Genomic DNA, 23,005 nt, shown 5'->3' with positions numbered 1-23,005 from the left:
TTTATCAATAATTTATATAAGTTCGACCGAGGAGCGTTTGACAGTCTGAAACGATGCCGGAGCGGATTATACAGAGGCTCGACTTGTTCAAATCCACCGTGGGAGGAATGGCCTGAAGCGAGGTGAAATGAGCGCCGTTTGGTGGATACCGTGATCGGGATGGATTTTTCGCCGATCTGTTCTTAAACACTGGTCAAGATATCCAAGGGGTTGTCCACAGCATGACCGAGATCATCCTCGCGTCCGGTTCGGAAATTCGGCAGATTCTGCTTCGCAACGCGGGGGTCGATTTTCGCGCGGTGGTGGCGCGCGTCGATGAAGACGCGATGCGAGACGGCATGTTGGCCGAGGGGGCGAGTGCGCGCGACATAGCCGATGCATTGGCCGAGATGAAGGCGCAGAAGGTGAGCGCCAGGCATCCCGAGGCGCTGGTGATCGGCTGCGACCAGGTGTTGAACCTGCAAGGCGCGATGTTGACCAAGCCGGAAAGCCGGGAACACGCCCGCGAGCAACTGATGCAGTTGCGCGGCAAGCGGCATGAGTTGTTGTCGGCCGCGGTGATCTGCGAGGCAGGCAAACCCCTCTGGCGGCATGTGGGTCAAGTGCGCCTGACGATGCGGATGTTCTCGGAAAGCTATCTTGATGCCTATATCGCGCGCAATTGGGACAGTATCCGTCACTCCGTCGGCGCCTATAAGCTGGAAGAGGAAGGCGTGCGGCTTTTCTCGCAGGTGCAGGGCGATTACTTTACGGTTCTCGGATTGCCGCTGCTTGAGCTGCTGTCATATCTGACGCTGAGAGGGGATCTGGACGGATGAGTCAGGAGAAAATTCCATTGGCGGGCGTGATCGGTTCGCCCATCGCGCATTCCAAATCGCCGCAGCTTCACGGGCACTGGCTGAGGGTGAATGGGATCAAGGGGTTTTACATCCCGATGGATGTCGCCGCTGATGACCTTGAACAGGTTTTGCGCACGCTTCCGAAGGCCGGGTTTGTCGGGGTCAACGTGACCGTTCCGCATAAGGAAAAGGTGATGGATCTCGCCGATCTGGTCACGGACCGGGCCACGCTGATCGGGGCGGCGAATACGCTTATCTTTCGCAAGGATGGGCGTATCCATGCCGACAATACGGATGGTTACGGGTTCATCCAGAACCTGCGGCAGAACGCGCCGGGCTGGGACCCAAAGGCCGGGCCGGCCGCAGTGCTGGGCGCTGGTGGCGCGGCAAGGGCCGTGGTGGCGTCGTTGCTGGATGCGGGGGTGCCCGAGATCCTGATTTCAAACCGCACCAGGGTGCGCGCCGAAGCCTTGCAAGCGGATTTCGGCAATCGGCTGCATGTGGTGGACTGGGTGCAGGCGGGCAATATGCTGGATGATGCGATGACGGTGGTGAACACGACGTCACTCGGCATGATCGGCAATACGCCGCTTCGGGTGCCGCTGGACGGGTTGCGCAAGGATGCCGTTGTGACGGACCTGGTTTATGCGCCGCTGAAAACCCGGCTTCTGGAAGAGGCCGAAGCGGCGGGCTGTGTCACCGTCGATGGCCTTGGAATGCTGCTGTTTCAGGCGGTGCCGGGTTTCGAGCGCTGGTTCGGCGTGCGTCCCGAGGTTGACAGTGCGGCGCGGGCGGCAGCCCTGAGATGAGCTTTCTGCTTGGCCTGACGGGTTCGATCGGGATGGGGAAATCCACCACGGCGCAGATGTTCGCCGAGGAGGGATGTGCCGTATGGGATGCGGATGCGGCGGTGCATCGACTTTACGGCGAAGGGGGCGCGGCGGTGGCGCCGATGGGTGCGGCCTTTCCCGAGGCGATTGAAGGCGGCGCGGTGTCGCGCGACCGGCTGAAAGAGGTGATCGCGCGGAAACCGGAAGCCTTGCAGCGGATCGAGGCCATCGTTCATCCGCTGGTCGCGGCGGATCGCGCCGCGTTCATCAGTCAGGCGACTGCGGATATCGTGGTTCTGGATATACCGCTGCTGTTCGAGACCGGGGCGGATGCCGGGATGGATGCGGTGGCCTGCGTGACCATCGCCCCGGAGATTCAGCGCCAGAGGGTGCTTGACCGCGGCACGATGAGCGCGCAGGCGTTCGAGGATATCCGCGCGCGCCAGATGCCGAATGCGGAAAAATGCCGCCGCGCCGATTATGTGATCGAAACCGACACCCTTGAGAATGCCCGGCGGCAGGTTCAGGATGTGGTCAGGGATATAAGAGACAGGCTGTTGCATGCGTGAGATCGTTCTGGACACCGAGACCACCGGGTTCGACCCCGAACAAGGCGACCGGATCGTCGAGATCGGGGCGCTTGAGCTGTATAATCACATGCCCACGGGGCGCAGTTTTCATGAATATATCAACCCAGAACGGGGCATGCCGGACGAGGCCTTTGGCGTGCATGGCATTGGCCCCGACCTGCTGAGCACGCCGCGCCCGCCGCGCGATGGCGAGGTCACGCTGAGGGACAAGCCGGTCTTTCGGGATGTGGCGCAGGCGTTCATCGACTTTGTCGGCGATGCCAAGCTGGTGATCCACAATGCCGCTTTCGACATGAAGTTTCTCAATGCCGAGCTGGGCTGGCTGAAGCTGCCTGCGCTTCCATGGGAGCAGGCAATCGATACGCTGGCCATCGCGCGCAAGAAGTTTCCCGGCTCGCCGGCGTCGCTGGATGCGCTGTGCCGGCGGTTTGCGATCGACAACGCGGCGCGCACGCTGCATGGCGCGCTTTTGGATTCCGAGATCCTGGCCGAGGTTTACCTGGAGCTGATCGGCGGGCGGCAGCCGGATTTCGCGCTGTCGGCCGGGCCTGCGGGCGGCGCGGGTGTGGCTGGTGGTGCGACGGAGTGGCGGGCCTATCCGCGCCCCGAGCCGCTGCCATCGAGGCTGAGCGAAAAAGAAGCCGCCGCCCATGCCGCATTCATCGAGGGCATGGGCGACGGCGCGCTTTGGAACAAACTGCGCTGATCAGGCGTCAGGCGTTTCTTTCTGGGCGCCCTGTGCCTGCTGGCGGCGGGCGATCTCGTTGCGATAAAGCTGAACGAAATCGATGTTTTCGAGGTTGAGCGGCGGGAAGCCCCCATCGCGGGTCACGTCGCTGACGATGCGGCGGATGAAGGGGAACAGCATCCGCGGGCATTCGATCAGAAGGAAGGGGTGCATCTGGTCCTCGGGCACGCCTTCGATGTGGAACACGCCGGCATATTCCATCTCGAGAACGAACAGCGCCTCTTCGGTGCCCTTGTTCTTGGAATCGACGCGCATCTTGACGATGACCTCGAACTGGTGGTCCGGGGTGCGTTTCTTGGCGTCGAGATTGACCGAGACCTGAACGTCGGGCGAAACTTCACCGCCAGAGCCGCGCTGCGAAAGGACGTTTTCAAATGAAAGGTCGCGGATGAACTGTGTGAGGGTGCTCATCTTGACCTGGGGCTGTTGCTGATCTGCGGCCCCGTTTTCCTGTTCGGCCATCGTGCTTCTCCAAATAAGGCTGAAAGTTGCGCAGAGGATTAGCAGGAAGGCGTGGGGGCCTCAATGCCTTGTGGTCCAGCCCGATGTGCCGGGGCCTTTCGGCGAATTTGCCGGGTCGACCTCGTGGTAGTCGCCCTCGATCACGCCGGGGTCGCGGGGGCGGCGCGGGCCTTTGGGGTTGCGTGGGCCGTCGGGACCCATTTCAAAGCGCTGCACATGGACGCGCCTGCGCAGGTGATCGAAGGCCGCGCGGCGCACCGGCGGCATCAGCAGCGCGAAACCGATCGCATCGGTAAAGAATCCGGGCGTCAGAAGAAGCGCCCCGGCGACCAGGATCATCGCGCCATGCGCCAGCGGCTCGGTCGGGTCGTCGAGCTCGGAAAAGGATCGCCGCAGGTTGCCCATTGCCATCAGGCCCTGGGTGCGCACCAGAAAGGTGCCGAGAATGGCGGTCAGGACAACGATCCCGAGTGTCGGCCACAGACCGATCGCACCGCCGACCTGGATGAACAGGGCGATCTCGATCAGCGGGATCGATAGAAAGGCCAGGAACAGCCACATGGTGAAACTCCCTTCTCACTCGCGCTTGCAAGGTGGACTTGGGCGCGCCTGTCACCTACATAAGTGCGAGATGTGCATGATGCCATGCCGCAGGACACGAGGTGCCAATGAATTCCCCTATCCTTCAGCTTCTGGTGCTTGCCGGAATCGCGATTTTCTTGATCCTGCGATTGAAAAGCGTTCTTGGCACCCGAGACGGGTTCGAGGGGCCGCCGCGCAGCCAGCAGGCGCCGGGTGCGCCACAACGTCGCGACTCCTTCGAGGTGATCGACGGCGGACCTGATTACGACATCATCGACAACGTCGCCGAGGATTCTGACAGCGCCAAGGCGCTGGCCGAAATGAAGCGGGTCGAACCGGCGTTCAATGTCACCGAATTCCTGCAAGGTGCGCGCGGCGCCTACGAGATGATCCTGCTCGCCTTCGAGCGCGGCAAGCTGGACGATGTTGCGCCGTTTCTTGACGAAGACGTCTACGAGGCTTTTGCCCAGGTTCTCGACGCGCGCGAGGAACAGGGGCTGAGCGTCGAGGCGGAGTTCCTTGGAATGCGCGAGACCAAGCTGACCGAAGCGACGTTCGGACAGGATGATTTCCGTGCCGCGATTACCGTGCGTTTCGTCGCCGAGATGACGTCTGTCGTGCGGGACAGCAACGGCGAAGTTGTCGAGGGCGACCCGCGCCAGCCCAAACGCCAGAAGGACATCTGGACCTTCGAGCGCGTGATGGGATCGGATGATCCGAATTGGCGGCTTGTTGCCACGGGCGAATGACCCGGACGCTTTGGGTTGTCCTGTCCGTCTGGCTGTCTGTCGCAGGCAGCCTCTGGGCGGATGAGGGCACCCATAGCATCGTGGAATTCGGTGATCTCGACGGCTGGGAGCAGGATGACCATGCCAGCGCGCTGGCGGTGTTTCTTGAAACCTGTCCTGATATGGTCGATCCGGATTGGAGCGCCCTGTGTGCGCTGGCCGGGCAGAAGCCTGACGCCAAGGCGTTTTTCGAGCTGTTCTTTCGCCCTGTCCTAATCGAGAACGGCCAGAAGGCGCTGTTCACCGGTTATTTCGAGCCGGAACTGGACGGGGCGCTCAGCCCTTCGGAGCGGTTTCGTCATCCTGTCTATCGCCAGCCGCCCGAAGCGCGCCGATCAAGCCCCTGGCTGAGCCGCCGTGAGATCGAGACCGGCGACGCGATGCAGGGTCGGGGGCTTGAGATTGCCTGGGTCGATGATCCCGTCGAGCTGTTCTTTCTCCAGATCCAGGGCTCGGGGCGGATCCGCCTGCCTGACGGAAGGGTGGTCCGGGTCGGCTATGGCGGCAAGAACGGGCATGAATACCGTTCGGTCGGGGTCGAGATGGTGCGGCGTGGGATCTACAAGGTGCACCAGGTATCCGCCGAGGTGATCAAGAACTGGGTGCGACGCAACCCCGAAGCCGGACGCGAACTGCTGTTTCACAACCCGTCCTACGTGTTCTTTCGCATCGTCGACAAGATACCGGCGGCGGCTGGCCCGCTGGGCGCGATGAACCGATCCGTGACGCCGGGGCGTACGATTGCCGTCGATCCGGCCTTTGTGCCGCTGGGCGCGCCTGTCTGGATTGAGAAGGACGGCGCGGACCCGATGCGTCGCCTGATGGTGGCGCAGGATACCGGCTCGGCGATCAAGGGACCGCAGCGCGCCGACATCTTTTTCGGCACCGGCGATGACGCGGGCCGCGCAGCAGGCAAGTTGCGCGATCCGGGCCGGATGCTGGTATTGATGCCGATTCAGCGCGCCTTTGCGATGCTGTCGGAGTCGTTGCGGTGACACGACGGCGGCTGAAGCCCGAGGAACTGGAGCTCTGGCGCAAGGTCGCCAAGACCACCGAGCGCCTGAACCCCGAGCGCACCCGCAGCGAAGCGCCTCTGCCAGGCCCCCAGATATCCGGGCGCAAGGAGGAAGCGCCCGCCAGGACCAAGATCGAAGGATTCAGGATCGGCGACAAGGCAGCGCGGCGCATGCCGGGGCATGACCTGCAACCGGGCCTTCCCGAACGCCTCGCCGGTCAGCCTGTGAGGATGGACAAGAAGGCGCATGGCAAGCTGAAGCGCGGCAAGATGGTGCCCGAGGCACGCATCGACCTGCATGGCATGACCCTTGATCGCGCGCATCCCGCCTTGATGGGCTTCATCCTGCGCGCCCACGCAGGGGGCAAGCGGCTGGTTCTGGTGATCACCGGCAAGGGCAAGAGAGGTGACGATACCGGCCCGATGCCGGTGCGGCGCGGCATCCTTCGCCACAACGTGCCGCAATGGCTATCATCGCCGCCGCTGGCGCAGGTTGTCCTTCAGGTGACCGAGGCGCATGTCAGCCACGGGGGTTCCGGCGCCTATTACGTCTATCTGCGTCGTCAGCGCTGAGCGTCAGGACAGGCGTGGCTTTTCCATCATGAGAAAGGTCATCATTCCCACCGGCGGCAGCGAGGATTGCTGCGCCACCGAAAGATCGTCACGCAGGACGGTTTCGATCCTGAAATCCGAATGCCAGCCGAGCACATTGGCGAAGGGCGCGGTGATGCGTTCGAGGAACGCCAGCACGCCGCGTTTGCGCACGAAATGGTTGGTGATGATCACGCGCCCGCCCGGCGCGCAGACGCGGGCGATCTCGGCCATGACCTTTTCAGGTTCGGGAACGACCGACAGAACATGCATGGCCACGATCGTATCGAAGCTGTTATCGGGGAAATCCAGCGCGCGGGCATCCATCTGGCGCAGTGCCTTGACATGGTCGAGCCCGCGTTCCTCGACCCGGCGGCGGGCCTTGGCGAGCATATCCTCGCTGAAATCGATGCCGGTGACGTCGCAATCCGCGTCATAGAGCGGCAGCGCAAGGCCGGTGCCGACGCCCACTTCAAGCACCCGGCCGGGATGCGCGTTTACCGCGGCGACCGCACGGCGGCGACCGATGCTGGTGACAGCGCCGAAGGTGGCGTCGTAGATGGGCGCCCAGCGGGCGTAGGAGGATTCAATCGCTTTGGGGTCCATCAAGTCACTCGAGTTCGGAAGATTTGCGCCATTCGGTCAGGAAGGAACGAAGCACCATCATCAGGTAAACGGTGCTCATGGCCAGAAGCGTGACCCACTCGAATGCAATGAGCGCGAGCAGAAGCAAGAGCCCGCCGAAGGCGACGGCCAAGCGGCTTTCCTGTGGTATCCTCAGACCCTTGAGAGAGGGCGTCGGCACGCGGCTGACCATCAGCAGGCCGACACCCAGGAGATAGAAGCAGACCAGCAGCGGCGGCAGCGCCGGGCGGTCGACAAAGGCGAAGGCGAGGAACATCGGCGCCATCGCCAGGAATGCCCCGGCAGGTGCGGGGACGCCGGTGAAATGCGTGCAGGGACCGGGCGCGTCGGGATTGCGGGCCATCACGTTGAACCGTGCCAGGCGCAGCACGCAGCAGATAGCGAAGGCCAGCGCGGTGCTCCAGCCGAAGGCACCCATGTCCTGAAGGCTCCAGAAATAGACGATGACTGCCGGTGCGACGCCGAAATTGAGGAAATCCCCCAGCGAGTCGAGCTCGAGCCCGAACTGGCTGTCACAGCCCACCATGCGCGCCACACGGCCATCCAGGCCGTCAAGGATCGCGGCCAGCAGGATCAGCGATACTGCGGTGGTGTAGTTATCCAGCATAGCAAAGCGGATCGCGGTCATTCCGGCACAGATCGCGCCCAGCGTCATCATGTTGGGCAGCAGTCTGACCAGCGTCAGATCAGTGATGGACTTTCCAGGCAGTTGCGTCATTGCTCCGTGGTCTTTTGGGGCGCGATGGCGCCGGTTTCGGCGAGTATGGTCTCGCCAGCGATCATGGTCTGGCCGACCCGGACAAGGGGGCTGACCCCGTCGGGAAGGTAGACATCGAGCCGCGATCCGAAGCGGATCAGGCCGAACCTCTCGCCTGTACCTACACGATCCCCGCCCTTGACGAAACACACAATCCGTCGAGCGACCAGCCCGGCGATCTGCACTACGGCAAGATCGCGCCCATCCTCCATGCGGATCAGCAGGCTGTTGCGCTCGTTATCGGCGCTGGCCTTGTCGAGCGAGGCGTTGAAGAATTTGCCGGGGCGATAGGCGATGGCGGTGACCTCGCCGGCGGTGGGGGCGCGGTTGATGTGGCAGTTGAAGACGGACATGAAGACGCTGACGCGGGTCAGGGGTTCGTCGGGGAGGCCGAGTTCGGCCGGGGGAATGGCGGGTTCGATCAGGGAGACGATGCCATCCGCCGGGCTGACGATCAGGCCGGGGCGGTCAGGGGTGACGCGCTCGGGGTCGCGGAAGAAGTAGTAGCACCAGACGGTCAGGCCGACGCCCGCCCAGCCCAGGACATCCCAGATCAGGAACAAAACAAGGGTGATCGCCGCGAAAATGGCGACGAATTTATGCCCCTCGGGATGCATCGGCTTGATGAAGGTGGACATCATGTTCATGGCAACGGCCCTGGCTGGATTGCGATCACGGGGAGATACGCCAAAATCCGCGCCTTGCATAGAGCCTCCCGGCGGGGCGGGCATCGCGGGGAGGGAATCACCCCTCAACCCATTGGTTAATATACCAAAACCCCCTTCGGTATCGCATATGCATCACGTCGGTATCCCGTCGGTGCCGCGCACCGAATGGGGCCGGGTTAACACAGCGCGCGGTGGGAGTCTGTACGGAAGGGGGGTGGGTTTTGTACGGGGTGGGCCATTCAATGCTTAGGCGAGATCAAATCTGTTTTGAGCAAAGGCAGATGCCATAACTACCGAAATTCGCTGGATACTTCTGCTTGAAGGGGTGTCGTTAAGTCGGGTACACTTTGAAATTGAACTGGGATTTGGAAAACGAGGCAATTTGGATGGGGGGTAATCAAAGCCAAGATGAGAGTATGCGGATTGCGCATCTGACAATGCTGCAAGGGGTTATCTCAAGAATGGGGGCAAATTCGTTTACCCTCAAAGCTCTTGCCGCGACTTTCGGGAGCGCGGCAGTTGCTGTCATGGCGACCGTTGAAACACCTTCTCCTTACTATGCAGTTGCTGCAATCGTGCCTATGGTAATTTTCTGGCTCATGGATGCCCAGTATTTGCGCTTCGAGCGTGCCTATCGTGACCTCTATGATCACGTGCGAAAAGGCGAAGAGGTTGAAGCTTATAGCCTCGAAGCAACTCCCTTCATGAAGGATACGGCGTCAGTCTTGCGGCTAGCTTTGTCGTGGTCGGTAAGCTGGTTTTATGTAGCAATATTTCTTTCTTTAGGCACTGTCGCGGCTTTGATTTTTTGTGGGGTTTAAATGGCAAGTATTTTTGGCGCAATGCCTGCTCAGATAAACAAACGTCGAGTTTTCTTTTCCTTCCATTACCAGAACGACATTTGGAAGGTGAACCAGGTTCGCAATTCATGGCGATACAACCACGAGAACACGCGCGAGTCGGAGGGCTTCTTTGATGGCAGTATCTGGGAGCGCTCTCGGCGAACAGGACCGGAATCTCTCAAAAGTCTTATCCGCGAGCGGATCAAAAACACTTCCGTGACTTGTGTTCTCGTTGGCGCGGCAACGTATGAGCGCCGATGGGTTCGCTACGAGCTTGCCAGGTCAGTCGTCAAAGGAAACGGGCTGTTGGCCGTAAAAATTAATCTCATGGGAAATCAGCAGGGATATGTATCCCAGGAGGGGCCTAATCCACTCGATTACCTGGGCGTCTACAACTCTGCTGGCGCGATACGCCTAGCGGAGATTAAGGGCGGGAAATGGGTGAGGTATGAAGACTATACTCAGGCGGTGGATCTTCCTGCCACATGGATCAAGCCGCACGATACGACCGTGATTAGGCTGTCTCGCTATGCCGGGTTGTACTGCTACAAGACGCAGAACGGGGGCGCCAATTTTTCGTTCTGGGTGCGGCAAGCTGCGGCAGATGTCGGGAGGTAGATATGATCAAGCAGTCTTCTATCCTCGCATATTCTGGCAGCTATGATGTTCGGAAGTCAGAGCGTATTGTTGAGGAGGCTTGGCGGGCAGGAAAGCAAACAGCTTTTCTCTCTCATAGCCACAAGGATTCGGTGTTGGCAAAAAGCCTTCAGGGTTTTCTTCAATCCAAGCGCTGGCTCGTTTACATCGACTGGGAAGACACGTCGTTGCCTTCAAATCCCAATCGCGAAACGGCAAAGAGGATCAAGGATAAGATCACTCGCTTTGATTGGTTCCTTTACCTAGCAACGGCCAACTCGGCTTCGAGCCGATGGTGTCCGTGGGAGATTGGATACGCGGACGGTGTAAAGGATATCGACAAGATCGTGATTGTTCCGACCTGCGACAGCGCTGGCCATAATCATGGGAAAGAATACTTGGACCTGTATAGGTATGTGAAAGTCTCCCAGAGCGGGGGCTATGGCCTTTTCTTTCCAAACAAAAGTGGCATGTCGCTAGAGAACATTCGGCGCTAAACCTTCCAGCTAACCGCTCGCAAACCCTGAACAGCGCTTACTTAGAAACGCGGACTTAGAGGGGTGCAGGTCGCCCCCTTCTCCCCCGGCGCGAAACAGCGGCCGTCAGGCCGCCGCGCATCGCCGGGCCGCCCCCCGGCACGGCGATTGGGTGAGGTGGGCGCTCCATTCCGGGGTTCTTCGGATTTGGCCGGGATAAAGTGTGATCCGCTGGTGTCGGATCGCCGCGCCGCGGCCCGGAGATGCGCGGCTTGGGTGCGGTTGGTGCTGGGCGCTCCGTTCCGGGGTCTCTCGGGTTTGGCCGGGATAAAGTGCAATGCGCTGGCGTTGGGTCGCCGCGCCGCGGCCCGGTGATGCGCGGCTTGGGTGCGGTTGGTGCTGGGTGCGCCGTTTCGGGGTCTTTCGGATTTGGCCGGGATAAAGTGTGATCCGCTGGTGTTGGATCGCCGCACCGCGGCCCGGAGATGCGCGGCTTTGAGGGGCGCCCGTTCAGAGCGCCCCGGACCCCCTAAAGCACGTAGCGCGAGAGGTCGGCGGATCTCATCAGCTCGCCCAGGTTGTCATCGACGAAACCGGCATCGACCGTCACGCTGTCGCCGGTGCGGTCGGGGGCGGTGAAGCTCAGCTCCTCGAACACCCGTTCCATCACGGTATAGAGGCGGCGGGCGCCGATATTCTCGACCGACTGGTTCACCTCGGCGGCGATGCGGGCGAGCGCGGCGATGCCGTCCTCGGTAAAGGTGACGGTCACGTTCTCGGTGCCCATGAGGGCGGTATACTGACGGGTCAGGGCGTTGTCCGTCTCGGTCAGGATACGCACGAAATCCTCTTCGGTGAGCGCGCGCAGTTCGACGCGGATGGGCAGGCGGCCCTGCAATTCGGGCAGAAGGTCCGAGGGCTTGGCGATATGGAAGGCGCCCGAGGCGATGAACAGGATATGGTCGGTCTTGACCGGGCCGTGCTTGGTGGACACGGTGGTGCCCTCGATCAGCGGCAGGAGGTCACGCTGCACCCCCTCGCGCGAGACATCGCCGCCACGGGTTTCGGACTTGGCGCAGACCTTGTCGATCTCATCGAGGAAGACGATGCCGTTCTGTTCGACGGATTCGAGCGCGGCCTTGGCGACGGCCTCGTCATCGAGGAGCTTGTCGGCCTCTTCGCCGATCAGCGCCTGATAGCTTTCGGCGACGGTCATCTTCTTGCGCACGGTGCGCCCGCCGAAGGCCTTGCCGAAGAGATCGCCGAGATTCATCATCCCCATCTGGCCGCCGGGCTGGCCGGGAATGTCCATCATGCCCATCGGATTCGAGCTGTCGGCGATATCGAGTTCGATCACGGTGTCATCGAGCAGCCCGTCGCGCAGTTTCTTGCGGAACATCTCGCGGGTGGCCTCGCGGGCATCCTCGCCGGCGATGGCGGCGATGACGCGTTCCTCGGCATTGGCGTGGGCGGTCGATTTCACGTCCTCGCGCATGAAGTCGCGGGTCTGGGCGATGGCGGAATCCACGAGGTCGCGGATGATCTGTTCGACATCGCGGCCGACATAGCCCACTTCGGTGAACTTGGTGGCCTCGACCTTGATGAAAGGCGCGCGGGCGAGTTTGGCGAGGCGGCGGGAGATCTCGGTCTTGCCGACGCCGGTGGGGCCGATCATCAGGATGTTCTTGGGGTAGACCTCATCGCGCAGGTCGTCCGAAAGCTGCTTGCGCCGCCAGCGGTTGCGCAGGGCGACGGCGGTGGCGCGCTTGGCCTCTTTCTGGCCGATGATGAAACGGTCGAGTTCGGAGACGATCTCGCGCGGGGTCAGGTCGGTCATTTGGAGATGCTTTCTACGGTCAGGTTGCCGTTGGTGAAGACGCAGATATCGGCGGCGATGGCCATGGACTCGCGGGCGATCTGTTCGGCGGTTCGGTCGCTGTCCATCATGGCGCGCGCGGCGGCGAGGGCGTAGTTGCCCCCCGAGCCGATGGCGGTGCAGTCATGTTCGGGTTCCAGAACGTCGCCCGCGCCGGTGATGACGTAAAGCTGGTCGCCATCGGTGACGATCAGCATGGCCTCGAGTTTCTGGAGATACTTGTCGGTGCGCCAGTCCTTGGCGAGTTCGACGCAGGCGCGCTGAAGCTGGCCGGGGGTCGCTTCGAGCTTGGATTCGAGCCGCTCGAGAAGCGAGAAGGCATCGGCGGTGGAGCCTGCGAAACCGGCGACCACGTCATAGCCGCCGGGCGAAAGGCGGCGCACCTTGCGGGCGCTGCCCTTGATGACTGTGTTGCCAAGGCTGACCTGGCCGTCTCCGGCGATCACAACCTTGCCGCCTTTCCTGACGCCGACGATGGTGGTGCCGTGCCAGCCGGGGAATTCGTTGCTCATGGGGCCTCCATTCGGTTCCCGCCTATATGGAAGGGCGGGGATCGGGGTGCAAGGGGCGCGTCAGCCCAGAAGATCGCGGGCGACCTGGGAAAAGATGCGCGTGCCGATGGGGATCAGATCATCGGGAAAGTCGTAATCGGGGTTATGCAGAGCCGCATGGGCGCGGCCGGCGCCGAGGAACAGCATCGACGATCGGGCGCCGTGGCCGAAGCGGCCGAAATCCTCGGAGGCGCGCATCGGCAGGCCGGATGCGTCATGCGGGATGCCCAGGGCATCGAGCGCGGCAAAAAGCAGCGAGGTGGCCTCGGGGTGGTTTTCGCAATGGAAGAAGACATCGTGGAAATCGTGCTCCACGCCCAGCCCGTGGCGCGTGGCGGCGTCCTGCATGAGGGCGAGAGCGGTCTCGCAGAGCGCCGACATGCGGTCATCGGTGAGGGTGCGCAGCGTGGCGTATAGCGTCGCCTCGCCTGGCGCGATGCCGAATGCTGGCGCGCCCATCGCGGCATGGGTCACGGTGACGAGGGTGAAATCGGCATCCTGCGTGCTGCCCTGACTGAGGGCGGTTAGCGCGGGCATGAGGTCAGACAGCGCGCCCATCGGTGAGGTGCCGTTTTCGGGTTCGGAAGCATGGGCGGATTTGCCGGTGAAGCGCATCGACAGCCCGCGCGAGGCGCAATTGACCGGGCCGGGGATCAGCCCGACATGGCCCAGCGGCAGGCCCGGCATGTTATGCAGCGAAAACGCGAAATCGGGTGAAACAGTATCGAATCCGGAATCGGCGATCACGGCGGCGGCCCCGGCCCCGGTTTCCTCGGCCGGTTGGAACATCAGCACCACGCGCCCGCGCGCCGGGCGGCGACGAGACAAGAGCCGCGCCAGCCCCATCAGGATCGCGCTGTGCCCGTCATGGCCGCACAGGTGACCCTTGCCCGGCACCTGCGAGCGGTGCGGCGCATCGGAACGCTCCTCGATCGGGAGCGCATCGAGCTCGGCGCGAAAGAGAACGGTCGGCCCCGGTGCGGTGCCCTCGAACACGGTGGCGACCCCGTGGCCGCCAAGGCCGGAAAGAACCCTGTCCGGTGCGAGCGGCACAAGCGCGGCAAGAACCCGGCGCGCGGTTTCGGATTCCTCGCCCGAGAGTTCGGGGTGGCGGTGCAGATCGCGGCGAAAGGCCGTGAGTTCGGCGATATCGGAATTGGTCAGCGTCATGCGCCCATGTTCCGCAGTTTCGGGCAAAAGAAAAGGGCCGCGCGATGGCGGCCCTTTGGGATCAACACGCCCGAAGCGATCAGATGCTGTCTTCGATCCAGCTTTGCAGCGCGGCCTTGGGGGCGGCGCCTGCGCGGTTGGAGACGACTTCGCCATCCTTGAAGATGAACAGCGCCGGAATGCCGCGCACGCCCATGGCGGCGGCAGCGTTCGGGTTGCTGTCGACATCGACCTTGGCGATCTTGATCTTGCCGTTCATTTCGGAGGCCAGCTCTTCGAGGGCCGGTCCGATCTGTTTGCAGGGGCCGCACCATTCGGCCCAGAAATCCACCACGACGGGGATATCGGAATTCTTTACTTCGGCGTCGAATGTTTCGTCGGTTACGGCAACGGTGCCCATGATCTATTCTCCTGAAGGGGTGTGCTTGGCATGAACCTAGGTAGGCGCGCGAGACGCGTCAAGCGATGAGGGTGTCGCAGAGGGTGCGCGTCACGAGATCGTGCGGAAGGCGCATCAGCGTGGCGGTGCGGGTCCAGAGCAAAGCGGTTTCAATCCGGCGATCCGGGTAGATTTCGCCAAGGGCATGGGCATAGGCGCCCATCTGCCGCAACAGCGCGTCCGGCGTGGCCTCTGGCGTCGCCGGGACGGTGGCGTTGGTCTTGAAATCGACTGCAAGCACATGATCGGGCGAGACGATCAGCCGGTCGATCGTGCCATGAATGCGCCGGCCTTTCAGCGCCGCCAGAGTGGCGGTCACGGGCACCTCGGCCAGGGCCAGCGGCGAAAAGAGCGGTTGCAGTTCGGGCGTGTTCAGAACGGTCTCTGCCTCGGCCAGCAGATCGGCCAGGGTGTCGCCATCGGCGGCGTCGGGACCGGAGGCGAGGAGCCGCGCGGCCATGTCGGGCCAGTCGGCTTGCGGGGCTTCGGGGAGATATTCAAGCAAGCGGTGGATCTGGCGGCCCCGGCGCGTGGCGGCGTCTTCGTCAAGGCCCGCATCGCCGGGCAGCGCCTTGGCCCCGCCAAGCTGGGAGGGGCTGAGCGTTTCGGCCTCGGGCGTGAGCCGTGGCGCGGGCTGGCGGAAATGGGCGGGCAGGAGGACGCCCGGATTCTGCGAAGGTGGCGCAATATCAGAGCCTGTTTCACCCCAGTCACCGTGTTCCAGCCGAAGCCCCGCCCCGCCGTCGAAATCGTATGGCTGCGCGCCTGCGGCCTGAAGCCCGGTGCGCACCTTGTCATACCAGGCATCGCCTGATGACCCCAGATCACCCGCTGCGGCGACGATCAGCCATTTCTCGGCACGGGTCATGGCGACGTAAAGCAGGCGCTCGCGCTCGGCGCGCTCGGCCTCGCGGGCGGTGTCGTTCGCGTCGCTGATGACGCGGGGCGAGTCCCCGGCGGGGGTGCGCCAGAGGGCGGTGCCATCGGCGACGGCGATCTGGTTGCGGATGCGGATATCGCGCTTGCCGGTGTCGGGCAGGATCACCAGAGGCGATTCAAGCCCCTTGGCGCCATGCACCGTCATGACGCGCACGCGATCCCCGGCGCTGTCCATCTGGCGCTTGATCTCCAGATCGTCGGTTTCCATCCAGACGAGGAAGCCTGTGAGGCTGTCCACCGCGCGTTGTTCATAGGCCATCGCCTGTGTCAGCAGCGCGTCGATGCCATCTTCGGCCTCGGGGCCAAGGCGCGCGAGCAGTTTGCGGCGCCCGTCATGGCGGGTGAGGATGCGCTCGATCAGGTCATAGGGGCGCAGGAACTCGGCCTTGCTGCGCAGGTCGTTCAGAATGGCGAGCGTTTCGGGATGGGTATCGACCTGTCCGCGCAGCTCGGCCCAGAGGTATTTCTGGCTGCGGCCGTGGGCGAGGCGGTAAAGATCGGCCTCGGACCAGCCGAACAGCGGCGAGCGCAGCGCGGTGGCCAGCGACAGGCTGTCTTCGGGGGTCGAGAGGAAGGACAGCAGCGCGGCCAGGTCCTTGACCGCCAGTTCCGCGCCGACCTTGAGCCGGTCGGCCCCGGCGATGGGCAGGCCCTGCGCCTTGCACTCGCGGATGATCTCGTGGAACAGGTCGGCGCGGCGCTGCACCAGGATCATCACGTCTCCGGGGCGCAGCGGGCGCATCGTGCCGTCTTCGCCGGGGATGGGCTGTTTCTCGTCCACCATGCGCCGGATCGCGCGCGCCACCTGCCGTGCCAGCAGCGTGGCGGGATCGTTGGGGGCCTTCACATCGACGGGGTCGTGCCAATCGGGATCGTCATCACGGTCGGGCTTTTCGATCAGCGGCCAGAGGTCGACCCGGCCGGGCAGGTCTGATTTGAACGCCTTGTGACCCTGTTCCGGCGTAAAACCGCTTTCGCGGCTGCCCGCAAAGCAGTGATCCACCAGGTCCAGAATGGCACGCGAGGAGCGGAAGGAGTATTCCATCTCCATGTCCTGAAGCGGCTGCCCGGTGGCCTGAAGGCGGGCGGCGAAATCGGCTTTCATGCGGTCGAATTCGCGGGGATCGGCGCCCTGGAAGGAATAGATCGACTGCTTCTTGTCGCCGACGACAAAGATCGTGCGGGTGACATCGGGGCGCGCGCCCTCGCCGCTGGTGAATTCCTGCGCGAGGCGTTCGATCACCTGCCATTGGGCCGGGCTGGTATCCTGGGCCTCGTCCACGAGGATGTGGTCGATCCCGCCATCGAGGCGGAAGAGAACCCAGGCGGCGACGGCGGGATCGGTCAGAAGCTGGCGGGCGCGCAGGATGAGGTCGTCGAAATCGAGCAGGCCGCGCAGCGCCTTGGCCCGCTCATAGGCGGGCAGGAAGATCGCGGCGAAACCGTTGAGCGCGCGGGCCTTGTCCATCGCGGCAAGCGCAAGGCGGGCGTCGCGGGCGGATTCGACGCGGGCCATGAAGTTGTCGAGTTCATCGAGGAACGGGGCAAGCTGTTCGCGGCAGGCTTTGGTGGGGAAAGACCCTGTTTTGGCGGAAAACGGCTGTTTTGCGCCCGGACCGGTCAGAAAGACGTTTTCAAGCACGGGCAGCGCCGAGAGGTCGAGCGCGCCGAGTGCCTGCAGCTTCGCGCCTGCCTTGGAATCGTTCGTGCCGCTGGCCAGAAGGGCGGGAATGAGCCGGTCAAGCAGCGCGCGTTCACCGCCGAGAAAGACGCCGGAGGCGATCGTTTCCGCCGAAAGGGTGGCGGGCTGGTTGAAGATGGCAGCGATCTGCGCATCGTTCGGGGGGCTGTCGAACAGGCTGCGCTGGCGGACGATCTCGGATGTCAGATCGTCCAGGGTCTCGCCGCCATGATGGCGGGCGATGGCGCGCAGGGCGGGCGCATCGGGGCCGGTGGCGATCTGGTCGACGATCTCGGCGCGCAGCAAGCTGGCGGTGCGGTCCTCCATTTCGGTGAACTGGGGGCTGACGCCAGCCTCGAGCGGGAAGCGGCGCAACAGCCCGGCGCAGAAGGAGTGGATCGTCTGGATCTTGAGCCCGCCCGGCGTTTCGATGGCGCAGGCGAAGAGGCGGCGAGCATCGCGCAGGGCGGCACCGTCGATGGTGCCCGCATAGCCCAGTTCGTCAAGCTGCCGGGTCAGGGCCGCGTCGGGCAGCATCGCCCATTCGCCGAGGCGGCGGAACAGGCGGTTCTGCATCTCGCTGGCGGCGGCCTTGGTGTAGGTCAGGCAGAGGATGTGCTGTGGATCGACCTTGTCGAGCAGGAGCCGCGCGACGCGGTCGGTCAGCACGCGGGTCTTGCCAGACCCGGCATTGGCCGAGAGCCATGTGGAGCGGCCGGGATGCGCCGCGTCGATCTGGCGCTGGGTGGCCTCGTTGCGCGCCATCAGCCGACTCCTTGCGTCTCGGGTGGGTCGGTGATGTCCCATTCGCCGAAGCGGGCGAGCTGGTCATAGTCGCCCCGGTCGCTTTTCATGTGCATCGCGCGGCGCGAGGGATAGCCGCGGTCGGGTTCCATATAGGCGCGGATCAGGGCCTGGAATTCCTGCCAGACCGCGTCGGGCGGAGCCTCGGACAACGGCGCATCCACCAGCTTGCCGCCGCTGCCAAGCCCGATGAAGGTGGCGCGGGCGACGGGCGCGGGCGCAATCCCCTCGAAACCGGCACGTTCGGCAATGGCGGCTTCCAGAAGAAGCTGGCGGTCGAAATGAAGCTGCTGGTCCTTGGTGGGCGGCGCGCCGGTCTTGTAATCGTAGATATGCAGCGCGCCGGATGCGTCGATATCGACCCGGTCGGCTGTGGTCCTGAGGGTGAAGTCCGGATCGGAGAGCCAGGCCTTGCCGCGCGCCTCGAGTTCGGCAGGCGTGGCGATCTGACGGCGGGCAAGCTCGGTCTCGATGAACCAGTCGGCGACGCGTTCCATGCGCGCATACCAGATCACGCGGGCCTCGGCCCAAGGGACATTCTGGGCAAGAACAGTCTCTGTTTTTGCCATGAGGGCGGCGCGGGTGCACAGCGAGGGATCGCCAAGCGTGTCCTTAATGAAAGCTTCGAGGATCTCGTGCAGGACGGTGCCGCGCAACAGTGCATCGGGCAGCTTCATCAGCGGATCAAGCGGGCGCAGGCGCAGAACATGGCGCGCGTAGATCGCGTAAGGGTCGCGGATCAGGCGCTTGATCTCGGTAACGGAGAGAGAGCGGGGGCGCGCGGTGACGGGCGGCGCGGGCGCGGGCCGCATTTCGGGTGCGGTCTGGCCGGGTTCTTCGAGCGCTTCTGCCAGTGCAAGCCAGTGTTGTCCGCGTGCGATCATGGCATCGAGCGCGGCCTTGCCGCCCTGTTCGGGCAGGCCGGCGAGAAGGTTCTTGATCCGGTTGAGCCAGCGCGAGGGCACCGTTTCGGCATCGTCCGAACGGATCGAGCGTGTCAGCCAGACTTCGGGCGCGCTGGCGGCCTGCTGGAAATCATGCGCCGAAAGGCCGATGCGCCGTTCGGGCAGCAGGAGCCCGGCGCGATGGCGCAGCGCGCGGTTCAGCCACGGGTCCGGTTTGGGCGCTTCGGGCCAGCTGCCCTCGTTGAGCCCGGCGAGGATCAGGAGATCCGCGCCCTGGACGCGAGCTTCGAGCGTGCCCCAGATCAGGATCTGCGCGTGAGGCGTATCGGGGCGGCGCACATCATGGGTGGTGAGGATGCTGTGAAAGAGGCTGCAATAGTCGGTCGCGCCGATCTGCCCGCCATGTTCGGCATTTTCGCTAAGCGCGGAGACAGCCTTCCACGCCTCTTCGCCCGCGTCCTCTTGCCAGAGTTGATGCGCGGAATCGGCGCTGGGGCCTTGGGCGATGCGCGTGGCCAGATCGAGGTGCAGTGCCACGAAATCGGTGAGCGGCATGTCCCCGGAAAGCGTTTTTGCGCAGAAACAGTCACTGATCCAATGCGCCCAGGCGAGCGCGTCATCGTCATCGAGCGCGCTGGCCCATGCAATCAGTTGAGCGCCCTCGGGATAGGGCGGGCCATGCCGGCGCAGGTGCAGTTCGAGTTCGCGCGTCAGACGCAGATGGGGGCCGCGGGCGGGGCCGCTATTGGCCAACGGGTGCTTGAGCAGTGTCAGCAGCAATTCGGCGGTAAGCGGTTCACGCAGGAGGTCGGCCACATGGCGCAGAAAGCGCCCCGGTGGCGAGAGGTGAAGCGGCATCCCGGCGCTGTCATCGGGCAGTATGCCCCAACGGTCCAGCGCGGCCGTGACCTGCCGCGAAAGGGTGCGGTCGGGGGTGATGAGGGCCGCCGCCCTGCCATCTTCGGCGGCCTGGCGCAGGCGCATCGCGATGCTCAGCGCCTCGGCGCGGGTCGAGGGGGCCTCGAGCAGGGTGATGTCATCGGTGGCGCGGTCAAGATCGCTGAGGGCGGGACCGTCCGTCAGCCATTGGTCGGTGACGGGCGCGGGGCGCAGGGCCAGCGACAGGAGCCGGTTGCGCGCGCTGTTGGCCGGGGCGTCATGGCTCCAGCGTGCGATCTGATCCGGGGAAAGATCGAGCTTTTGCATCAGATCGGCAAAGCGGTATTGCGGGTGATCCTCGTGGAGCATGGCATTGTTCATCGCGCCCCAGACATCCGGGGGCATGTCGAAATCGAACCCCGGAAGGATCACTGCCCCCTGCGGAAGCCGCGAGACGGCCTCCATCAACAGCCGGGTCGCCCCGCGCGAGCCGGTGGACCCGGCGACGATCACGGGGTGATCGGGCGGTGTTTCGTGCCATGACTGCACGAGGTGCTCGATCACCAGCCGCTGCCGGGTTTCGGTATCGGGGCGGTCAGTGCCTGTCTCGAAATAGTGTCTGACAATGCCCAGGAACGCCGTGATCCGCTCCCAGTGGCCGGATTGGTCAGTGATATCGAGCTGGTCGATCGCGCCGGGCGAGACGCCTTCGCCATGCATTTCGTCCATCAGCGCGGCAAGGCTGTCGGCCAGAGCGTAGAGCGAGGAGCGCGGCGCGATATCGGGCTGGCGATCAAGCAGGGTCGATACAAGCTGTGTCAATTCCAGCCGACGACGCAGGCGCGGCACCGGGTCGGGGATATGGGCCATGTCCCAATGCTCGCCAAGGTCGGTCAGCAGATCGACGCGCGGCAGAAGGCGGGCTGGCCCCTGGTCAAACAGGGTGCGGATGCGGCGCGCCATGCGGCGGGTGTTGACGATGATGCGCACCCGCGCCAGCGATTCCGGCGGTAGATGCCCGTGGCGCGCGGTCAGCCCGTCGACCAGCGCGCGGGGGAAATCGACACCAAGGGGCACGCCGAAGACGCGAGGGTGATCGCAGGGCTCAAACATTGCGGTATCCAAGCATCTCTTCGGCCAGCGCGATACCCTCGGGGCGGCCCACATCGCACCATCTGCCGGGATAGCTGGCGGCAAAGAGGCGGTTGCGGGTCAGCATCCTGTCCCACAGCACATTGAGCGAGAATGCGCGGTTCTGAATGTCATGCAGGAGGTCGGTTCTGAGGATCTGGAGCCCGGTATAGATCTGCCCCGGCCCGCGGCGCGCGGGGGCGTCGCCGCGCACGATGAAATCGCCCTGACCGCTATGCCCGATGGCGTTCTGGCGCGGCACGCAGAGCAGAAGCGCGTCCATGCGCGCGGGCTGCCAGAGGTCGAAAAGCAGGTCGAGCGGGTTCGGACCGGACCAGACCGCATCGGTATTCATGGTAAAGACCGGCCCCTCGCCCAGATGCGGCAAGGCGGCGCGCAGCCCGCCGCCGGTTTCGAGGATGTCGGGGGTTTCATGCGAGATGATGACCTCGCTGCCCTCCAGGTGGCGGATCAGGGGATCGGGGCGGTAATGGACATTGGCGACGATGCGCTCGGGGCGGTGCGCGCGAACCAGCGAAAGCGCGTGGTCGATCAGTGGCCTGCCCGCGACCTCGATCATGGGTTTGGGGCGCTCGGCTGTCAGGGCGCCCATCCGCGTGCCGAACCCGGCCGCAAACAGCATTACCGAGCGGGGGCGGTCGGGCATTGCGCTTTCACCTTTGCGAGATTGGCAGGGGTCGGGCGGGGCAGGCTGTGTTCGAGAATGCGCGCGAGGGGGTCGAGGACGGGATCGGCAAGGTCGCGCTGAAGGTGGTCCCAGACGCGCGGGATCAGGTCGACATAATGGGGCTTGCCGTCGCGGATGCAAAGGCGGGCGAAGACGCCGATGATACGCAGGTTCCGCTGTGCGCCGAGCACGCGATAGGCGGTGCGGAATGCAGCGCTGTCCATGCCGGTGCGGTCGATATAGCGGGTCAGCATGGTATCTTCGACCGGGCGGGACACGTCGCGGCGCGCGTCCTGAAGTAGGGAGACGAGGTCATAGGCGCGGTGACCCAGCATGGCGTCCTGGAAATCCAGCAGCCCGACGCGCGCATCGCCCGCGCGATCAGGCAGCCAGAGGAGGTTCTGGGCGTGATAGTCGCGCTGAATCAGGACATCGGCGTCGCTGGCATGGGCCTGGAGCGCCGCGCGCATCGCGGCCTCTGCGCTGGCGCGGGTATCGGGCGCGGGATCGGCCAGCGCGGCGTGATACCAGTCGAAGGCCAGCATCGCGAGATCGGCCATCAGCGCGGGGGAATAGGGCGCAAGGCCGGGCGGTGGGGGATGGTCGTGCAACGTGCCAAGGAGGTCAGTTGCAGCGCAATAGAGACTGTTTTCCAGCGACGGATCGCGGGGGATCACATTGGCGAAAAGGTCATCGCCAAGGTCTTCGAGCAGGAGCAGCCCCGCCTCCATGTCGGCCGCAAGGACGCGCGGGGCGCTGAGGCCGATCTTGCCAAGATAGCGCCCGATCTCGACGAAGGGGCGGACATTCTCGCCACGTTCGGGGGGTGCGTCCATCAGCACCGCGGTTTCGCCGCTGGCGGGATCGCGCAGGCGCAGGTAGCGCCGGTTCGAGGCATCCCCGGCCAGTGGCGCGACGCGCGCGCCTGCCCAGTCGCTCTTGTCGATGAAGGCGCGGATCAGCGCGTCGCGCTCAGTCATCGGCTATGTCCTTGAGCTTTTCGTCCCATGATGGATCGCTCCATGTGAGGTGCATTACGCGTGTATCATCCCGCGCTGGCGTCTCAAGCGAGAGATGCAACGCGCCGGGCGGCGCCAGGTCGCCCAGCCGCGCGGGCCATTCCACAAGACAGATGGCGTCTGAAAAGGCCTGGATCAGGCCCAGCTCCTCGATCTCGGAAATGTCACCGAGACGGTAGAGATCGGCGTGCCAAATCTCGCCCTGGCGGCCCGGATAGCTTTGGACAAGCGTGTAGGTGGGCGAGGGCACGTCCTCGGGAAGATCGAGCGAGGCGAGGATCAGGCAGCGGGCGAAATGCGATTTGCCCGCGCCGATCTGACCCGACAACAGGATGACATCGCCGGGCCGAAGCCGCGGCGCGAGCGCCTGCGCGATGGCGCAAGTCCGTTCCGGATTGGCGATATGCAGTGTCGCGACCCTGTCTGACATGGGGCGACACTACACGCACCGCGC

The 23,005-nt window shown here is 64.0% G+C and carries 24 protein-coding genes; 10 read left to right on the top strand and 14 right to left on the bottom strand.

Translation table 11 applies throughout. The annotated features are described in order from the left end of the window. Window positions 1–221: 221 nt before the first annotated feature. Genes ROH8110_RS10265 through dnaQ form a run of 4 tightly spaced genes read left to right on the top strand, consistent with a single transcriptional unit; the run spans window position 222 to window position 2,965 of the window. On the top strand, window positions 222–818 hold the full coding sequence (locus ROH8110_RS10265; RefSeq protein WP_085817644.1) for a Maf family protein: 597 nt from the start codon (window positions 222–224) through the stop codon (window positions 816–818). Beyond that, window positions 815–1,648 (top strand): shikimate dehydrogenase, encoded by an 834-nt coding sequence (locus tag ROH8110_RS10260; protein ID WP_085817643.1) that lies wholly within the window; start codon window positions 815–817, stop codon window positions 1,646–1,648. Before ROH8110_RS10265 ends, ROH8110_RS10260 begins: the two co-directional genes overlap by 4 nt. Continuing rightward, window positions 1,645–2,238, top strand: coding sequence for a dephospho-CoA kinase (gene coaE, locus ROH8110_RS10255; protein ID WP_085817642.1), 594 nt, complete (start codon window positions 1,645–1,647; stop codon window positions 2,236–2,238). The genes ROH8110_RS10260 and coaE overlap by 4 nt, the downstream gene beginning before the upstream one ends. Beyond that, the gene (gene dnaQ, locus ROH8110_RS10250; RefSeq protein ID WP_085817641.1) at window positions 2,231–2,965 is read left to right on the top strand and encodes a DNA polymerase III subunit epsilon; all 735 of its coding nucleotides are present in this window, start codon (window positions 2,231–2,233) and stop codon (window positions 2,963–2,965) included. The genes coaE and dnaQ overlap by 8 nt, the downstream gene beginning before the upstream one ends. Here the strand turns inward: dnaQ and secB are convergent, their stop codons facing one another. Continuing rightward, window positions 2,966–3,469, bottom strand: a complete 504-nt coding sequence (gene secB / locus ROH8110_RS10245) for a protein-export chaperone SecB (protein WP_085817640.1) — start codon at window positions 3,467–3,469, stop codon at window positions 2,966–2,968. Window positions 3,470–3,529: 60 nt separating this feature from the next. Further along, window positions 3,530–4,030, bottom strand: a complete 501-nt coding sequence (locus tag ROH8110_RS10240) for an FxsA family protein (RefSeq protein WP_085817639.1) — start codon at window positions 4,028–4,030, stop codon at window positions 3,530–3,532. A 107-nt stretch (window positions 4,031–4,137) separates the two neighbouring features. Between ROH8110_RS10240 and ROH8110_RS10235 the strand changes: the two genes are divergently transcribed. From ROH8110_RS10235 to ROH8110_RS10225, 3 genes are read left to right on the top strand one after another with little or no spacing between them, the layout of a single operon-like run. After that, a complete protein-coding gene (locus ROH8110_RS10235; RefSeq protein WP_085817638.1) occupies window positions 4,138–4,800 on the top strand; it encodes a Tim44/TimA family putative adaptor protein in 663 nt (220 codons plus the stop codon). Further along, window positions 4,797–5,834, top strand: a complete 1,038-nt coding sequence (gene mltA, locus ROH8110_RS10230; protein WP_085817637.1) for a murein transglycosylase A — start codon at window positions 4,797–4,799, stop codon at window positions 5,832–5,834. The genes ROH8110_RS10235 and mltA overlap by 4 nt, the downstream gene beginning before the upstream one ends. Next, window positions 5,831–6,427: a Smr/MutS family protein gene (locus ROH8110_RS10225; protein ID WP_085817636.1), complete on the top strand. Its 597-nt coding sequence runs from the start codon at window positions 5,831–5,833 to the stop codon at window positions 6,425–6,427. Before mltA ends, ROH8110_RS10225 begins: the two co-directional genes overlap by 4 nt. 3 nt (window positions 6,428–6,430) lie before the next feature. On the opposite strand, the gene ROH8110_RS10220 is transcribed toward ROH8110_RS10225, so the two are convergent. From ROH8110_RS10220 to ROH8110_RS10210, 3 genes are read right to left on the bottom strand one after another with little or no spacing between them, the layout of a single operon-like run. Next, on the bottom strand, window positions 6,431–7,051 hold the full coding sequence (locus ROH8110_RS10220; protein WP_085817635.1) for a class I SAM-dependent methyltransferase: 621 nt from the start codon (window positions 7,049–7,051) through the stop codon (window positions 6,431–6,433). 4 nt (window positions 7,052–7,055) lie between these two features. Further along, on the bottom strand, window positions 7,056–7,808 hold the full coding sequence (pssA, locus tag ROH8110_RS10215; protein WP_085817634.1) for a CDP-diacylglycerol--serine O-phosphatidyltransferase: 753 nt from the start codon (window positions 7,806–7,808) through the stop codon (window positions 7,056–7,058). Next, window positions 7,805–8,494, bottom strand: coding sequence for a phosphatidylserine decarboxylase (locus ROH8110_RS10210; protein ID WP_085817633.1), 690 nt, complete (start codon window positions 8,492–8,494; stop codon window positions 7,805–7,807). Before ROH8110_RS10210 ends, pssA begins: the two co-directional genes overlap by 4 nt. A 374-nt stretch (window positions 8,495–8,868) precedes the next feature. On the opposite strand from ROH8110_RS10210, the gene ROH8110_RS10205 reads away from it, so the two are divergent. Genes ROH8110_RS10205 through ROH8110_RS10195 form a run of 3 tightly spaced genes read left to right on the top strand, consistent with a single transcriptional unit; the run spans window position 8,869 to window position 10,490 of the window. Beyond that, window positions 8,869–9,336 (top strand): hypothetical protein, encoded by a 468-nt coding sequence (locus ROH8110_RS10205; protein WP_139837404.1) that lies wholly within the window; start codon window positions 8,869–8,871, stop codon window positions 9,334–9,336. After that, complete coding sequence (locus tag ROH8110_RS10200; RefSeq protein ID WP_085817631.1) at window positions 9,337–9,975, top strand: TIR domain-containing protein; 639 nt, start codon at window positions 9,337–9,339, stop codon at window positions 9,973–9,975. Window positions 9,976–9,977: 2 nt separating this feature from the next. Further along, complete coding sequence (locus ROH8110_RS10195; RefSeq protein WP_085817630.1) at window positions 9,978–10,490, top strand: toll/interleukin-1 receptor domain-containing protein; 513 nt, start codon at window positions 9,978–9,980, stop codon at window positions 10,488–10,490. A gap of 508 nt (window positions 10,491–10,998) precedes the next feature. Here ROH8110_RS10195 and hslU read toward each other — a convergent pair. From hslU to tsaE, 9 genes are all read right to left on the bottom strand, one after another. Next, entirely contained in the window at window positions 10,999–12,306 is a 1,308-nt protein-coding gene (hslU, locus tag ROH8110_RS10190; protein ID WP_085817629.1) for an ATP-dependent protease ATPase subunit HslU, read from the bottom strand. Beyond that, window positions 12,303–12,857 carry an ATP-dependent protease subunit HslV gene (gene hslV / locus ROH8110_RS10185; RefSeq protein WP_085817628.1) on the bottom strand — a complete coding sequence of 185 codons (555 nt, stop codon included), beginning with the start codon at window positions 12,855–12,857 and terminating at the stop codon, window positions 12,303–12,305. The genes hslU and hslV overlap by 4 nt, the downstream gene beginning before the upstream one ends. Window positions 12,858–12,917: 60 nt before the next feature. Further along, window positions 12,918–14,066 carry an amidohydrolase gene (locus ROH8110_RS10180; protein WP_085817627.1) on the bottom strand — a complete coding sequence of 383 codons (1,149 nt, stop codon included), beginning with the start codon at window positions 14,064–14,066 and terminating at the stop codon, window positions 12,918–12,920. Between the two features lie 79 nt (window positions 14,067–14,145). Continuing rightward, window positions 14,146–14,466 (bottom strand): thioredoxin, encoded by a 321-nt coding sequence (trxA, locus tag ROH8110_RS10175; RefSeq protein ID WP_085817626.1) that lies wholly within the window; start codon window positions 14,464–14,466, stop codon window positions 14,146–14,148. Window positions 14,467–14,524: 58 nt separating this feature from the next. Continuing rightward, entirely contained in the window at window positions 14,525–17,890 is a 3,366-nt protein-coding gene (addA, locus tag ROH8110_RS10170) for a double-strand break repair helicase AddA (protein WP_370738114.1), read from the bottom strand. Continuing rightward, the gene (gene addB / locus ROH8110_RS10165) at window positions 17,890–20,826 is read right to left on the bottom strand and encodes a double-strand break repair protein AddB (protein ID WP_085817625.1); all 2,937 of its coding nucleotides are present in this window, start codon (window positions 20,824–20,826) and stop codon (window positions 17,890–17,892) included. The genes addA and addB overlap by 1 nt, the downstream gene beginning before the upstream one ends. Then, window positions 20,819–21,511 (bottom strand): nucleotidyltransferase family protein, encoded by a 693-nt coding sequence (locus tag ROH8110_RS10160; protein WP_085817624.1) that lies wholly within the window; start codon window positions 21,509–21,511, stop codon window positions 20,819–20,821. The genes addB and ROH8110_RS10160 overlap by 8 nt, the downstream gene beginning before the upstream one ends. Next, window positions 21,487–22,512, bottom strand: a complete 1,026-nt coding sequence (locus ROH8110_RS10155) for an aminoglycoside phosphotransferase family protein (RefSeq protein WP_085817623.1) — start codon at window positions 22,510–22,512, stop codon at window positions 21,487–21,489. The genes ROH8110_RS10160 and ROH8110_RS10155 overlap by 25 nt, the downstream gene beginning before the upstream one ends. Beyond that, the gene (gene tsaE / locus ROH8110_RS10150; protein WP_085817622.1) at window positions 22,505–22,981 is read right to left on the bottom strand and encodes a tRNA (adenosine(37)-N6)-threonylcarbamoyltransferase complex ATPase subunit type 1 TsaE; all 477 of its coding nucleotides are present in this window, start codon (window positions 22,979–22,981) and stop codon (window positions 22,505–22,507) included. The genes ROH8110_RS10155 and tsaE overlap by 8 nt, the downstream gene beginning before the upstream one ends. Window positions 22,982–23,005: the final 24 nt, after the last annotated feature.

The organism is Roseovarius halotolerans, assembly GCF_900172255.1.
In the GTDB taxonomy this organism is placed as follows: Bacteria; Pseudomonadota; Alphaproteobacteria; order Rhodobacterales; family Rhodobacteraceae; genus Roseovarius; species Roseovarius halotolerans.
This window is presented reverse-complemented; position numbering and strand designations above follow the sequence as displayed.

What these genes read in the sequence shown, in the direction of transcription:
- ROH8110_RS10220 (WP_085817635.1), bottom strand. Translation starts at nt 7,051, where the DNA reads ATGGACCCCAAAGCGATTGAATCCTCCTACGCCCGCTGGGCGCCCATC.
- coaE (WP_085817642.1), top strand. Translation starts at nt 1,645, where the DNA reads ATGAGCTTTCTGCTTGGCCTGACGGGTTCGATCGGGATGGGGAAATCC.
- ROH8110_RS10155 (WP_085817623.1), bottom strand. Translation starts at nt 22,512, where the DNA reads ATGACTGAGCGCGACGCGCTGATCCGCGCCTTCATCGACAAGAGCGAC.
- addA (WP_370738114.1), bottom strand. Translation starts at nt 17,890, where the DNA reads ATGGCGCGCAACGAGGCCACCCAGCGCCAGATCGACGCGGCGCATCCC.
- ROH8110_RS10260 (WP_085817643.1), top strand. Translation starts at nt 815, where the DNA reads ATGAGTCAGGAGAAAATTCCATTGGCGGGCGTGATCGGTTCGCCCATC.
- trxA (WP_085817626.1), bottom strand. Translation starts at nt 14,466, where the DNA reads ATGGGCACCGTTGCCGTAACCGACGAAACATTCGACGCCGAAGTAAAG.
- hslU (WP_085817629.1), bottom strand. Translation starts at nt 12,306, where the DNA reads ATGACCGACCTGACCCCGCGCGAGATCGTCTCCGAACTCGACCGTTTC.
- ROH8110_RS10210 (WP_085817633.1), bottom strand. Translation starts at nt 8,494, where the DNA reads ATGAACATGATGTCCACCTTCATCAAGCCGATGCATCCCGAGGGGCAT.
- ROH8110_RS10160 (WP_085817624.1), bottom strand. Translation starts at nt 21,511, where the DNA reads ATGCCCGACCGCCCCCGCTCGGTAATGCTGTTTGCGGCCGGGTTCGGC.
- pssA (WP_085817634.1), bottom strand. Translation starts at nt 7,808, where the DNA reads ATGACGCAACTGCCTGGAAAGTCCATCACTGATCTGACGCTGGTCAGA.
- tsaE (WP_085817622.1), bottom strand. Translation starts at nt 22,981, where the DNA reads ATGTCAGACAGGGTCGCGACACTGCATATCGCCAATCCGGAACGGACT.
- ROH8110_RS10195 (WP_085817630.1), top strand. Translation starts at nt 9,978, where the DNA reads ATGATCAAGCAGTCTTCTATCCTCGCATATTCTGGCAGCTATGATGTT.
- dnaQ (WP_085817641.1), top strand. Translation starts at nt 2,231, where the DNA reads ATGCGTGAGATCGTTCTGGACACCGAGACCACCGGGTTCGACCCCGAA.
- mltA (WP_085817637.1), top strand. Translation starts at nt 4,797, where the DNA reads ATGACCCGGACGCTTTGGGTTGTCCTGTCCGTCTGGCTGTCTGTCGCA.
- addB (WP_085817625.1), bottom strand. Translation starts at nt 20,826, where the DNA reads ATGTTTGAGCCCTGCGATCACCCTCGCGTCTTCGGCGTGCCCCTTGGT.
- hslV (WP_085817628.1), bottom strand. Translation starts at nt 12,857, where the DNA reads ATGAGCAACGAATTCCCCGGCTGGCACGGCACCACCATCGTCGGCGTC.
- ROH8110_RS10180 (WP_085817627.1), bottom strand. Translation starts at nt 14,066, where the DNA reads ATGACGCTGACCAATTCCGATATCGCCGAACTCACGGCCTTTCGCCGC.
- ROH8110_RS10235 (WP_085817638.1), top strand. Translation starts at nt 4,138, where the DNA reads ATGAATTCCCCTATCCTTCAGCTTCTGGTGCTTGCCGGAATCGCGATT.
- secB (WP_085817640.1), bottom strand. Translation starts at nt 3,469, where the DNA reads ATGGCCGAACAGGAAAACGGGGCCGCAGATCAGCAACAGCCCCAGGTC.
- ROH8110_RS10240 (WP_085817639.1), bottom strand. Translation starts at nt 4,030, where the DNA reads ATGTGGCTGTTCCTGGCCTTTCTATCGATCCCGCTGATCGAGATCGCC.
- ROH8110_RS10265 (WP_085817644.1), top strand. Translation starts at nt 222, where the DNA reads ATGACCGAGATCATCCTCGCGTCCGGTTCGGAAATTCGGCAGATTCTG.
- ROH8110_RS10200 (WP_085817631.1), top strand. Translation starts at nt 9,337, where the DNA reads ATGGCAAGTATTTTTGGCGCAATGCCTGCTCAGATAAACAAACGTCGA.